This is a genomic window from Azospirillum sp. (assembly GCF_035627195.1).
Lineage (GTDB): Bacteria > Pseudomonadota > Alphaproteobacteria > Azospirillales > Azospirillaceae > Azospirillum.
The window spans coordinates 1-12,980 of record NZ_DASPMG010000232.1 but is presented as its reverse complement, the minus strand read 5'-3'; the positions used below and the strand labels follow the sequence as shown (position 1 = coordinate 12,980).

7 protein-coding genes are annotated in these 12,980 nt (G+C 73.1%); 5 read left to right on the top strand and 2 right to left on the bottom strand.

Annotation, left to right across the window (positions count from 1 at the left end; genetic code table 11):
* Positions 1 to 192: 192 nt before the first annotated feature.
* Both VED21_RS21090 and VED21_RS21085 read left to right on the top strand, forming a co-directional pair.
* Positions 193 to 2,358 (top strand): hybrid sensor histidine kinase/response regulator, encoded by a 2,166-nt coding sequence (locus VED21_RS21090; RefSeq protein WP_324885696.1) that lies wholly within the window; start codon positions 193 to 195, stop codon positions 2,356 to 2,358.
* A gap of 76 nt (positions 2,359 to 2,434) precedes the next feature.
* Positions 2,435 to 3,727, top strand: coding sequence for a pentapeptide repeat-containing protein (locus VED21_RS21085; protein WP_324885694.1), 1,293 nt, complete (start codon positions 2,435 to 2,437; stop codon positions 3,725 to 3,727).
* A 3-nt stretch (positions 3,728 to 3,730) separates the two neighbouring features.
* On the opposite strand, the gene VED21_RS21080 is transcribed toward VED21_RS21085, so the two are convergent.
* Together VED21_RS21080 and VED21_RS21075 are read right to left on the bottom strand one after the other, a co-directional pair.
* Entirely contained in the window at positions 3,731 to 4,084 is a 354-nt protein-coding gene (locus VED21_RS21080) for a type II toxin-antitoxin system RelE/ParE family toxin (RefSeq protein ID WP_324885692.1), read from the bottom strand.
* Entirely contained in the window at positions 4,081 to 4,353 is a 273-nt protein-coding gene (locus VED21_RS21075) for a type II toxin-antitoxin system ParD family antitoxin (protein WP_324885690.1), read from the bottom strand. Before VED21_RS21075 ends, VED21_RS21080 begins: the two co-directional genes overlap by 4 nt.
* Positions 4,354 to 4,492: 139 nt before the next feature.
* On the opposite strand from VED21_RS21075, the gene VED21_RS21070 reads away from it, so the two are divergent.
* From VED21_RS21070 to VED21_RS21060, 3 genes are all read left to right on the top strand, one after another.
* Complete coding sequence (locus VED21_RS21070) at positions 4,493 to 8,173, top strand: tetratricopeptide repeat protein (RefSeq protein WP_324885688.1); 3,681 nt, start codon at positions 4,493 to 4,495, stop codon at positions 8,171 to 8,173.
* Positions 8,174 to 8,259: 86 nt separating this feature from the next.
* The gene (locus VED21_RS21065) at positions 8,260 to 10,287 is read left to right on the top strand and encodes a tetratricopeptide repeat protein (RefSeq protein ID WP_324885686.1); all 2,028 of its coding nucleotides are present in this window, start codon (positions 8,260 to 8,262) and stop codon (positions 10,285 to 10,287) included.
* The coding region (locus VED21_RS21060; protein WP_324885684.1) for a tetratricopeptide repeat protein at positions 10,284 to 12,980 on the top strand (2,697 nt) is incomplete at its 3' end. The genes VED21_RS21065 and VED21_RS21060, both read left to right, overlap by 4 nt.

Genomic DNA, 12,980 nt, shown 5'->3' with positions numbered 1-12,980 from the left:
GCACGCGATCGGCATGCTCCCAACCGGCGTGCCCTGTGGTTATGAGGCTTGACGCCATGGCACGTGTTGCATAGGGCGCCGGCACGCCCGCTGCACGCACCATCCTCACCGACGCGTATCCGGCCCCGTGGCTCCGCCGCGGGCTCCGATGGGCGCCTGTTCCATCACGGCAACCGGGTTCCGATCGCGACCATGCTCCGCAATCCGGCTCGCATCCTTTCATCGCTCGACCCGCGGGCGGCGCTGCTCGGCATCGTCCTCACGATGGGCGTGCTGGGGGGCGTGTCGTGGGGCGTCATGACCGCACTCGATTATGTCGACACGCTCAAGCGCGCCGAGCGCGACACGGTGCGTGCCGCCGCGGTGCTGGAGCGGCATGCGCAGGCCGTGATCGAGCCGCGGCTCGTGGCACTGCACCGTGTGGTCGATCGGCTGCGCGGGCGCGGCCGGCAGTCTTTCGCCGACGCCGCGTTGGGGGAGGCGCTGGCGGCACCCGACGGGGCACTGGCGGTCGTCGACAGCGACGGCCGGGCCGTTTTCGGCCCCTCCGTCGCGCTGGCGGACGGTGGGCCGGCGCTGCTGCGCGCCATCGCCGATGCCGGGGAGGGCGTCGGCGTGCTGGCCACCACCGGCCGTTTCGACGGGGCCGATGCGCTGGTCCTGGCGGAGCGGGTCGCCGGCCCGGACGGCGGCGGCTGGGGCGCGGTGCTGGTGGCGGTGCCGCTGTCGTCGCTGTCCGCCGTGCTCAACGCCTTCGACGGCTCCCCCGACACGCGCGGGCAACGCAGCGCCGGCCTGTATCGGCTGGACGGCGTCATGCTCGCCGGTCAAGGCGTGAAGACCCTTGGCACGCTGCCGGCCGTGCCGGCCGGGGCCGGGCAGGTCGCCGGCAACTGGCCGTTGCAGGACGGCGCGCACGTGCTGGGTTGGCGTCGCCTCGCCGGTCTGCCGGTGCTGGCGGCGGTCGCCATGCCGCGTGACGAGATCCTGGCCGCATGGTGGTCGCGCCTGGAGCGCGGCGCGGTGGTCGCCGGGGCCAGCCTGCTGGCGCTGTTCGGCCTGGGCGCGCTGGGCTGGGAGAGCCTGAAGCGCGAGCGCAACGCCCTGCGGGCATTGGCCGACGCCAACGCGCGCCTGGAGCAGCGCGTGGAGGAGCGCACCGCCGATCTGCGCACGCTCAACCAGAAGCTGGTCGCCGCGCTGGCCGAGAAGGAACGCGCCAATCAGGCCAAGGCCCGCTTCCTGTCGGCCGCCAACCATGACCTGCGCCAGCCGTTCCAGGCGCTGCGCCTCTTCCACCACCTGCTGTCCGAACGCCTGAGCGAGCCGCGCGCCGTGACCATCGCCGAGAAGATGGGCGAAGCCCTGGAATCCGGCGAGAAGCTGCTGCACGCGCTGCTGGAGGTCGCCACGCTGGACGCCGGCGTGGTCAAGCCGAAGATCACCGCCGTCCCCATCGCCGAGGTGCTGGAACCCGTCGTCGCCGAGTTCCGCGATGCCGCCGCGGCGAAGGGTCTGGACCTGCGCGTGCGTCCCTGCGGCGCCCTCGTGCGCACCGACCCCGTGCTGCTGACGCGCATGCTGCGCGATCTGGTCGGAAACGCCGTGGCCTACACCGGTTCCGGCGGCATCCTCATGGCATGCCGCGTCCGCGGCCAATGGCTGCGCATCGAAGTGTGGGACACCGGCCCGGGCATCGCGCCGGAGCATCTGGACGCCATCTTCGAGGACTTCGTCCAACTCGGCAACCCGGAGCGCGACCGCGCCCGCGGCCTGGGGCTCGGGCTTGCCAAGGTGCGGCGCAAGGCAGCGCTGCTCGGCCACACGGTGGACGTGCGCTCGCGACCCGGCCACGGTTCGGTGTTTGCCGTCACCGTTCCGGTCGCCGCCACCGAGCCGGTCGCCACCGCCACTGCCGGCACCCCCGGCACCGAGGCGAAGGCCGCCGCCCCCCGCATCATCCTGGTGGTGGAGGACGATCCGGTGCAGCGCCAGGGCATGCAACTGCTGCTGGAGACCTGGGGCCATACGGTGACCACGGCGGCCGATGGCCCGGCGGCGCTGGAGCGCCTGCGCGCCGCACCGCGCCTGCCGGACGTGATCGTCACCGATTTCCGGCTGCCGGGTGCCCTCACCGGCGTGCAGGTGGTGACGCGGGCGGGCGAACTGGCCGGCCGGCCGGTGCCCGGCATCATCCTGACCGGCGACACCGCCCCCGAACGCATCCGCGAGGCCGTGACCACCGGCTGCCGCCTGCTGCACAAGCCCTTCACGCCTGAGTTGCTGCGCGACGCGCTGGCGGCGCTGGGGCAGGCCGACGGGACACCGGCCCGCGCGCCGCAACAGACGGCGGCCTGATCCGGGGGGCTGACGTCAATTATCGAAATGTTAATGGCCCCAGCGTTAACCTAAAGGCCGCATCGGAGCGGCCGGAATGTCTCAGTCACGCCCCCTCACCCGCATCGACCAGGCCCAGCTCGACGCCGTCATCCGGCGGCACGAGATGTTCCGCAACGCCCGCATGGGCGGGGCGCGGGCCACGCTGTCGTTCTGCGACCTGTCGGGACTGGACCTCGCCGGGCGCGACCTGGCGCACGCCGACCTCGTCGGCTCCTCCCTGAAGGGGGCCAATCTGGCGGGGGCGCGGCTGGACTGTGCCGCCATGTTCGCCTGCGACCTGCGGCAGGCCAATTTGGAAAACGCCAGCCTGATCAAGACCGACCTGCGCGGCGCCTGCCTGCGCGGTGCGGTGCTGATCGGCGCCAACCTGTTCGAGGCGGACCTGCGCGACGGTTCGCTGGCCGAGAAGGACCGCGCCGGCAACCTGCGCGTCGTGCAGGTTGAGGCGCAGCCGGCCGAGGCGTCGGGCGCCGACCTGTCGGGCGCCAACCTGACCAACGCGCGCCTCAGCGGCGCCATGGCCATCCACACCGACTTCACGGACGCCGTCATGCGCGGCTGCAAGCTGGTGCGCGCCACCATGCGCGGCGCCAATTTCAGCGGCTCCAACCTGGAAGGGGCGGATCTGTCCGGCGCCGACCTGCGCGGTGCCTGCCTGCGCGGCGCGGTGCTGACCGGCGCGTCGCTGACCATGGCCGACATGACCGACGCCGACATCGAGGACACGCTGACCGACGCCCCGGTCGGCCGCGTCATCGCCGAACTCGGCAAGCCGCTGGAGGAGTTGCTCCACGATCACATCGTCTGGGTCGGCACCGGCGGCGCGCAGGGCCACCCCCTCGACCTCAGCGAGTTCGACCTGCGCCATGCGCCATCGCTGGCGCACAGCTGCATGACCATGCTGCGGGCCACCCGCGCCACCTTCTACGGCCTCGACCTCACCAACATCCAGCTCCAGGCGGCACACCTGGAGGAGGCCGACATGCGCAACGCCAAGATCTCCGGCGGCGACTTGCGCGGCGTGAACCTGAAGAATGCCCGGCTGAACAACGCCGACCTGCGCAACGCCAACCTGCGCCCGCTGGTGTTCGACGAGAAGCGCTCCATGCACTCGGATCTGGCGGGGGCGCGGCTGCGCTACGTCGACTTCCGCGGGGCTTGCCTGCGTGGCGTCAGTTTCGCCGGTGCCGACCTGTCGTTCGCCAACCTGATCGGCTGCGACATGGCCAAGGCCGACCTCAGCCACGCCAAGCTGTTCGGCGCCAAGCTGGAACGCCGCGCTCTGGAAGGCGTCACCCTGGACGGCGTGGCCGGGCTGAAGCTGTAATGTTCAGTGTTCCCCGGTCCGTGTGCGGGACGCCGGCGTGCCGATAGCGAGCGTGAGATCCTGCAGGACTTCGGGAAGGTCACGGGCGCCATGCAGCACGCGCAGAATCCGGGGCGGCCGGGCCTCGGCATTGTAGACCGCCAAATACGGATACCCCCGCAGGACCAGAAAGCGGATGTCAGACTCGGCCAGTTCGGGACGCGGGACGCCGCTGTACGGATGTTCGCCGATGCTTCGTGCAGCGGCCTGCACGGCGCGCAACAGGCCGCGCGCCGCGACCGGATTGTCACGGGCAATCCAGTTGGCCGCCTCGCGGATGTCCTGCCGCGCGCGCCGCGATAGAACGGCGTCGCTCATCCACGCCGCCGCTCGGCCTGGGCGATGATGTCTTCGATGTCAGCCGTCAGCTCTTCAACGCTTACAAAGCCGTCACGTTCGCTTTCAGCCTCGGCTTCCCTCAGCATGTTCATGAATTGCTCGCGTCGGACTTCCGAGTCCTGAAGCATCCTCAGCGCGGATCGGACGACTTCGCTTACGTTGTTGTAGCGCCCGGACTCGACGCACCGGCGGGCGAACTGCTCGAGGTCGGGCGTCAGGTGCACATTCGTCGCCATCCGCAGCTCCATGTCAAACCTTGACATAAGCTATGGCGTTCGTCGCCGGTCGGCAAGCCTTCCGCGGCGGCACGCACCCCGTCCCGAAGCGTTGAGTCGGCAGCGTTTCGTGCTATTCCGGAACGGGCGGGGACGCGGGAGGCGGAGCGGTATGACGGGACGGCGGCAGGAGCACGCGGGTACGGCGCTGGCGGAAGCCATCGCACAGCACCGCGTCGGCAACCTGCCGGAGGCGGAGCGCCTCTATCGCGCCATCCTCGCCGAGCAGCCCGAGCATACGGAGGCCCTGCACCTGCTGGGCGTCCTGGCGCACCAATGCGGCCAGCATGCCGCGGCGGTGGAGCTGATCGGCAAGGCGCTGGCGCGCGGCGCGGGCGTGCCGGAGCATCACGCCAACTTCGGGCTGGCCCTGCACGCGCTGGGCCGCGTCACCGAGGCCGAGGCCAGCTACCGCAAGGCGCTGGCGCTGCGCGAGGCCTATCCGGAGGCGCACAACAACCTTGGCAGCGCGCTCCAGGATCAGGGCCGGACGGAGGAGGCGCAGGCCCACTACCGCCGGGCGCTGGAATTGCGGGAGGAGTTCCCGGAGGCGCTGGTCAACCTCGGCACCGTGTTGCGCGACGCCGACCGGCCGGAAGACGCGGCGGAGTGCTTCCGGCGCGCGCTGGCGCTCGATCCCGAGAACCCGACGGCGCACAGCAACCTGGGCGTGGTGTACAAGGAGACAGGCCGCCTGGATGAGGCGGACGCACACCAGCGCGAGGCGCTGCGCCTCGCCCCCGGTGATCCGGAGGCTCTGGTCAACCTGGGCCTGCTGCGCGAGGCGCAGGGGCGGCGCGGCGAGGCCGAGGCCTGCTACAGGCAGGCGCTTGCGTCCGATCCGGGCTTCGCGCTGGCGCGCTGGAATCTGGCGCTGCTGCTCATCGGCTGCGGCGACCTTCCGGAGGGGCGCGACCTGTACGAGGCGCGCTTCGATTCCCGCCGCGTGCTCGGCGTCCGCGTCTTCGCGGTGCCGCGCTGGCAGGGCGAGGACCTGACGGGCAAGCGCATCCTGGTTTGGCGCGAGCAGGGCATCGGCGACGAACTGCTGTACGGAACCTGCCTGCCCGACTTGGTCGCCATGGCCGGGCACGTGGTGCTGGAACTGGACGAGCGGCTGGTGCCGCTGTTCGCGCGCACCTTTCCGCAGGCCACGGTCCGCGCCGAGACGCTGGGCGCGGACGGACGCGAGACGGTGCAGCCGCCGGATTTCGATGTGCACATCCCCATGGCCTCGCTGCCGCGCTTCCTGCGCCGGCGCTTGAGCGACTTCCCGCCGCGCCGCCGCTATCTGAGGCCGGACGCGCAGCGCGCCGGCCTCTGGCGCCGCCGGCTGGCGGATCTCGGGCCGGGGCTGCGCATCGGCATTTGCTGGCGCAGTCAGCGCACGCACGGGGAACGGAAGCACCAGTATACCCAGCTCGACCAATGGGCGCCGGTGCTGCGGCTGCCGGGCGCCGTGTTCGTCAACCTGCAGTATGACGTCCGCGCGGACGAGTTGCGCCACGCCGAAGAACGGCTGGGCGTGCGCCTGCACCATTGGCCGGACACCGACCTGAAGAACGACCTGGAAGCGGCGGCGGCTCTGACGGCCAACCTCGACCTCGTGATCACCGTGCAGTCGTCGGTGGGGGAGATGGCCGGGGCGCTGGGCGTGCCGGTCTGGCGCTTCGGCGGCGTGTACGACTGGACCATGCAGGGCACCGCATGCCGGCCGTGGTTCCCCGCCATGCGGATGTGGGGGGCCGGCGAGTGCGAGACGCTGGGCGACGTGCTGGCTCGCATCGCTGCCGAACTGCGGCGTCTCGCGGCCGTGCCGCCCACTGCCGACCCGTTGCACGATGTCCTCGACGAGGCGCGGGCGTTGCACGCGGCCGGCCGCTGGCCGGATGCCGAGAAGGCCTACCAGCGCGTCCTGCAGGCGGATCCTGAGCACGCCGAGGCGCTGCACGGCTACGGACGCCTCGGGCATCAGGCGGGGCGGCCGGACATTGCGGTGGCGCTGATCGGGCAGTCCATCGACGTCGGCGGCGGTACCGCCGAGCGTCACCGTGATCGTGGCCTCGCCTTCCAGGCGCTGGGCGCGTTCGAGGAGGCGGTGGCCGAGTACCGGGCGGCCGTCGCGCACGACCCGGACGACGCGGAGGCACTGGGCAACCTGGGGGCGGTGCTGCTGAATCTCGGCGACGCGGCCGGCGCCGCCCATACGACGTCGGATGCATTGGAACGGCGGCCGGACTGGGCCGGCCTGCACGCCAACCTTGCCCTGGCGCTCCAGGCGCTGGGGCAGGGGGAGCGCGCCGTGCGCGCCCTGCACCGGGCACTAGCGCTCGACCCCGCGCTGGCGGAAGCGTGGAACAGTCTGGGGCACGCGGAGCTGTCCGGCCGGCCTGCCGTCGCGCAGGCGTCCTGCGCGCGGGCGCTGCGCCTCAACCCGGACTATGCGGAGGCGCACGGCAACCTCGGTCTCGCCCTGCTGGCGCTCGATCAGCCGGACGACGCGCTGGCCTGCCAGCGCCGCGCCCAGCGTTTGCGCCCCGATGCCGCCGCCGTGCTCGCCAATCTGGCGCTGGCGCTGGAGGCGGCGGGGCAGGGCGACGCGGCGGGGCTGGCGTGGTGGCGGATCCTGCTGCTCGACCCGGCGGCGGCCGAAGGCTTCGCCGGGCTGGCCGACCTGCGCATGCGCCAGGGCCGGCACGAGGCGTCCGTCCGCGCGTGGCGGCGCGCACTGGCCGTGCAGCCCAGGCGCGCGGAGTGGCACTACAACCTCGGCAACGCGCTGCACGCCCTGGCCCGGCCGGATGCGGCCGACGCCGCCTTCCGCCGCGCGGTGGACCTGGATCCGGGGTTGTCGCTGGCCCGCTTCAACCGGGGCTACGCCGCGCTGGCGCAGGGCCGCATCGTCGAGGGGTGGACGGGGCTGGAGGCGCGCTTCGCTGCGGGGCAGGCGCACCCCGACCGCCGCTTTCCCCGGGCCGCCTGGGACGGCAGCGACCTGACGGGCAAGCGCGTGCTGGTGTGGCGCGAACAGGGGCTGGGGGATGAATTGATGTTCTCCTCCTGCTACGCCGACCTCATCGCCCGCGCCGGGCATGTGATCATCGAATGCGACCCGCGCCTCGTCGGCCTGTTCGCCCGGTCCTTCCCCGACGTCACCGTGCGCGCGGCGGGCGGCGAACCCGACGACTTCGACGTGCACGTGGCGGCCGGCTCGCTGCCGCTGCACCTGCGCCGCTCGCTGGCCGACTTCCCGGCGCGGCCGGGCTGGCTGGTTCCCGATCCGGAGCGGGTGCCGGTCCAGCGCGCGCGGCTGGCCGCCCTGGGGCGGGGGCCGGTCGTGGGGATCGCGTGGCGCAGTGGGTTGGTCACGCCGGAGCGTGCCGGCCTGTACACGCGGCTGGCGGACTGGGGGCCGGTCTTCGCCGTGCCCGGCGTGCGCTTCGTGAACCTGCAATACGACGACTGCGCGGCGGAGATCGCGGCCGCCGAACGCCGGTTCGGCGTCACGATCCACCGCTGGAGCGACCTCGACCTGCGCAACGACCTGGAGGGTGCGGCGGCGCTGACGGCGTCCCTCGATCTCGTGCTGTCGGCCGGCACATCGGTGGCGGAGATGGCGGGCGCGCTGGGCGTTCCGGTGTGGCGCTTCGGCGCGCGCAACGAATGGACCGCCATGGGCGCCGCCGTGCGCCCCTGGTACCCGTCCATGCGCCCCTTCACCCCTGCGCCGGGCGAGGCCATGGCGACCGTTCTGGCCCGCATGGGCCGGGAGCTGGCGCGGCTGGCGGGTTGACCGCGGTCGCCTGCCATGCAAACCCTGCCTCCGCCGGCGAAACGTGCTATCGATAGCTCCTGGACAGCGTGTGGCAGGGCGGCCGTATGAACCGGAAGGAGCGCAGGGCGGGGACGGCGGGTGGCCGGCCGGCGGGAATCGATCCGGCGGCGGCGACGCTCGCGCAGGGCGTGCAGTTTCACCAGATGGGGCGGCTGGCCGAGGCGGCGTCGCTCTACCACCAAGCCCTGCGGATTCATCCCGGCCATCCCGACGCGCTGCACCTGCTGGGCATGCTGGCCTGCCAGCAGGGGCGATTCGCCGACGCCGTGGACCTCATCTCCCAGGCGACGGCCGCCAATGGGCGGGTGCCGGACTATCACGCGAATCTGGGCCTTGCCTTGCAGAACCTCGGCCGCCCGGCGGAGGCCGAAGCCGCCTGCCGACGCGCGCTGAAGCTGAAGCCGGGTTTTCCGGAAGCCGCGAACACCCTGGGCAACGCGCTGCTGGCGCAGGGCCGCAACGACGAGGCGGTGCGCGCCTATCGCGAGGCGCTGCGGGGCCGCGCTGACTACACGGAGGCGCACGGCAACCTGGGCGCGGCGCTTCGCGCCGCCGGCAAGCCGGAAGAGGCGGAGCCGCACCTGCGCCAAGCACTGGCCCGCAACCCCGGCATGGTCGAGGCGCGCGTGGCGCTGGCGCTGGCACTGCACGACCGCGGGCGCGTCGAGGAGGCGGTGGAGATCCTGCGGCCGGCGCTGGCCCACCGGCCGGGGCACCCGCCGGTCCTGGTGGCGCTGGCGGGCATGCTTCAGCGCGCCGGCAGGACGGCGGAAGCCGAGGCGGCGTTCCAGCGCGTCATCGCGGTGGAGCCGGCGGACGCCGAGCTGTGGAATTCCTACGGTCCGCTGCTGCGCGGGCTCGACCGGCTGGAAGATGCCGGGCGCGCGCACGAGCACGCCGCGTGCATCGCGCCAACGATGCCGGAGGCGCTGACCAACCTCGGCAACATCCGCCATTTCCAGGGCCGGCCGGAGGACGCCGCGGCGCTGCACCGCCGGGCGCTCGACCTGCGGTCCGACTACGCCGACGCGCACGCCAACCTGGGCTTCGCGCTGGGCGACCTGGGCGACGACGCCGCGTCGGAGGCCGCCTTCGGCCGCGCGCTGGACCACAATCCGGACCTGGGCATCGCCGCGCTCAACCGCGCGCTGCTGCGGCTCAAGGCCGGGCGGCTGGAGGAAGGCTGGGCCGACTATGCCCGCCGCTTCGTGTCGCGTGGGCACCCGCGGGGGATCACCCGCCCCATGCCGGAATGGCGGGGCGAGGACCTGACCGGCAGGCGAATCCTGGTGTGGCGCGAGCAGGGATTGGGCGACGAGCTGATGTTCGCCTCCTGCTATTCCGACCTGATCGTGCGCGCCGGGCATGTGGTGATTGAGTGCGACCGGCGGCTGGTGCCGCTGTTCCAGCGCTCCTTTCCGGCCGCCACCGTGCGGGCCGTGACCGAAGATCCACGGGATGCGGACGTGCACGTCGCCGCCGGGTCGCTGCCCGGCCTGCTGCGCCCTGGGCTCTCCGCGTTTCCGGCGCGGCCGTCCTGGCTTGTCCCGGATCCCGAACGCGTTGCCGCGTGGCGCGCCCGGCTGGCGGAGCGCGGCCCCGGTCCGGCCGTCGGCATCGCCTGGACGAGCTGGAAGACCAGCCATGAACGGCGCGGCGCCTACACCGATCTGGCGCAGTGGGCGCCGCTGCTGCGCGTGCCCGGCGCCACGTTCGTCAGCGTCCAGTACGACGGCCGTTACGGCGAGGTGGCCGAGGCCGAACGCCGCTTCGGCGTGACGATCGCGGCTTTTCCGGAAACCGACCTCGCCAACGACCTGGAAGAGGCTGCGGCGTTGACGGCGGCGTTGGACCTCGTCGTCTCGGTCGCCAGTGCGCCGGGCGAACTGGCGGGCGCGCTGGGCGTGCCGGTGTGGCGCGTCGCCGCGCGCGACTGGACGCAGCTGGGCACGGCGACGCGCCCCTGGTATCCGACGATGCGGGCCTGCCCGCCGCGCGCGGGCGAGGGGCCGGGCGACGTGCTGGCGCGTCTGGCCGCTGATCTGGCGCGGACCGCCGTGGGGGCCCGGTGAAGAGTTCCTCCGTCCAGGCCCTGATGGACCGGGCCGTGCGCCACCATCAGGCGGGTGAACTGGCGGCGGCCGAACCGCTCTACCGCCAGATCCTCGACCGCGACCCGCAGCATTCCGGCGCCTTGCACCTGCTGGGCGTGCTGGCGCATCAGGTAGGGCAGAACGACACGGCGGCCTCGCTGATCGCCAAGGCCATCATGGCCGACGGCCGCGTTCCCGACTACCATGCCAACCTCGGCCTCGTGCTGCAGGCCATGGGCCGGCTGGAGGACGCCGCCGCCTGTCAGGAGCAGGCGCTGGCGCTCAATCCCGCCTATCCGGAGGCGCACCACAACCTGGGCGTGGCGCTGCAGGCGCTGGGCCGCCAGGAAGAGGCGGCGGCGCACTTCGCCGAGGCCATACGGCTGCGCCCGGGTTTTGCCGAATCGCACCTCAACCTGGGAGCGGCCCTGCAGGCGCTCGGCCGCCTGGAGGAGGCGATCGGACACCACCGGCGTGCCGCCGATCTGCGGCCCAGCGATCCCGCCCCGTGGAACAACCTCGGCGCCGCCTACCGCGCCCTGGGCCGGCTGGGCGACGCCATGGCCTGCTGGCAGCAGGCCATGGCGCGCGACGCCGGGAACGTGACGGCCATCGTCCACCTCGCCGATGCGCTGCACACTCAGGGGCGCCTCGCGGATGCCGCCGACGCCTACGCAGAGGCGTTGCGCCTCGACCCGCGCAACCCGGCGACCCTGAACAACTTCGGCCTCGTCCTGCAGGCGATGGGCCGGCACGAGGATGCGGCCTCCTGCTTCGACGCCGCGCTGGCCGTCAGGCCGGACTTCGCGGAGGCGTTCGACAACCTGGGCTCCAGCCACATGGCGACGGGCCATCCCGATCGGGCCGAGCCGTTCCACCGGCAGGCGCTGGGCCGTTTGCCGACGCTGGCGCAGGCGTGGAACAACCTGGGCAACGCGCTGAAGGGGCAGGGGCGGGCGGACGAGGCCGGGAGCTGCTGGCGGCGCGCGCTGGCCCTGCGCCCCGACATGGCGGAGGCGTACAGCAACCTCGGCAACGGCTTGCGCGACCGCGAACGCTTCGAGGAGTCCGAGGACGCGCATCGCCGCGCGCTGCGCCTCATGCCCGGCAACGCGATGATGCTCAGCAATCTGGGCTCGGCCTTGCAGAAGCGGGGTGGCAACGCCGTGGCGGCCGCGGTGACCCGCCGCGCCCTGGCGCTCCAGCCCGACTATCCGGAGGCGATGACCAACCTCGGCTTGGCGCTCCAGCGCCTGGGCGACGCGGGCGGCGCGCACGCGTGCTACCGCCGCGCGCTCGCCCTGGTGCCCGACCTGCCGATCGCCCGCTTCAACCGCGGCCTGCTGCGGCTGGAGGAGGGCGACACGGACGGCGGCTGGCCGGATTACGCGTGGCGCTTCGCGTCGGGCCAGATCGGCGCCGCCCGGCAGCCGCCCATGCCGCCCTGGCGCGGCGAGGATCTGTCCGGCAAGCGCCTGCTGATCTGGCGCGAGCAGGGCGTGGGCGACGAGATCATGTTCTCGTCCTGCTATGCGGACGCGGTCGACCGGGCGCGCCACGTGGTGATCGAATGCGACCAGCGGATGGTGTCCCTGTTCGCGCGCTCCTTCCCGAAGGCCACGGTGCGCGCGCAGACCATGGCCGGCGGGCGCGAGACCATGGCGGCCGGCGACGCCGACCTGCACGTGCCGGCGGGCTCCCTGCCGCGCGCCTTCCGCAACGGCCTGAGGGACTTTCCGGCCCGGCGCTCCTGGCTCCTGCCCGACCCGGCGCGCGTCGCGGCGTGGCGCCGGCGGCTCGATGATCTCGGGCCCGGCCTGACCGTCGGCATCGCATGGCGCAGCAGCCTGGTCACCGCCGAGCGCGCCGCCGCCTACACGCGGCTGGAGGAATGGGCGCCGCTGTTCGCCGTGCCGGGGGTGCGCCTCGTCAATCTGCAATACGACGACTGCGCGGTGGAGATCGCGGATGCCGAGCGGCGATTCGGCGTCACCATCCATCGCTGGTCCGACCTCGACCTCAAGGACGACTTCGAGGGGACGGCGGCGCTGATCGCCGGCCTGGACCTCGTCATCGCGCCGGCGGTGTCGGTGGGCGAGTTGGCCGCCGCGCTCGGCACGCCGGTCTGGCGCCTGGGCGGGCGCGACTGGACGCAGTTGGGGGCGCCGGTGCGCCCGTGGTTCCCGGCCATGCGTCTGTTCCAGCCGTGCGCCGGGGAGGCGCTGGCGGACGTGCTCGGCCGCATCGTCGGGGATCTGCGCCGGCTGGCCGGCGCGCCGGCCGCACACCCCCCCTCGCCCGGACCGGGCGTGGACACGGGATCGCTGCTGGCGCAGGGCCTGCGCCAGCATCAGGTCGGCGACCTGGACGGCGCCGCCCGTTGCTACCGGCGGGTGCTGGACGCCGCCCCTACAAACGCCGACGCCCTGCACCTGCTGGGCGTGCTGGCGCACCAGCGGGGCGACCATGTCTCCGCCGCCGAACTGATCGGCCGCTCCCTGGCGCAGCGGAGCGGCGTGCCGGAGGTGCACGGCAATTACGGCTCCGTCCTCCAGGCACTCGGCCGCATGGACGAGGCGATGGCGCAGTACGAGACGGCGTTGCGGCTGAAGCCCGCCTTCCCCGATGCGCTGAACAACCTGGGCAGCGCGCTCCAGGCGCTCGGCGGCTTC

Excerpts from the sequence above, each read along its gene's own strand:
- VED21_RS21090 (WP_324885696.1), top strand. The coding sequence starts at position 193 with ATGCTCCGCAATCCGGCTCGCATCCTTTCATCGCTCGACCCGCGGGCG.
- VED21_RS21085 (WP_324885694.1), top strand. The coding sequence starts at position 2,435 with ATGTCTCAGTCACGCCCCCTCACCCGCATCGACCAGGCCCAGCTCGAC.
- VED21_RS21080 (WP_324885692.1), bottom strand. The coding sequence starts at position 4,084 with ATGAGCGACGCCGTTCTATCGCGGCGCGCGCGGCAGGACATCCGCGAG.
- VED21_RS21075 (WP_324885690.1), bottom strand. The coding sequence starts at position 4,353 with ATGGAGCTGCGGATGGCGACGAATGTGCACCTGACGCCCGACCTCGAG.
- VED21_RS21070 (WP_324885688.1), top strand. The coding sequence starts at position 4,493 with ATGACGGGACGGCGGCAGGAGCACGCGGGTACGGCGCTGGCGGAAGCC.
- VED21_RS21065 (WP_324885686.1), top strand. The coding sequence starts at position 8,260 with ATGAACCGGAAGGAGCGCAGGGCGGGGACGGCGGGTGGCCGGCCGGCG.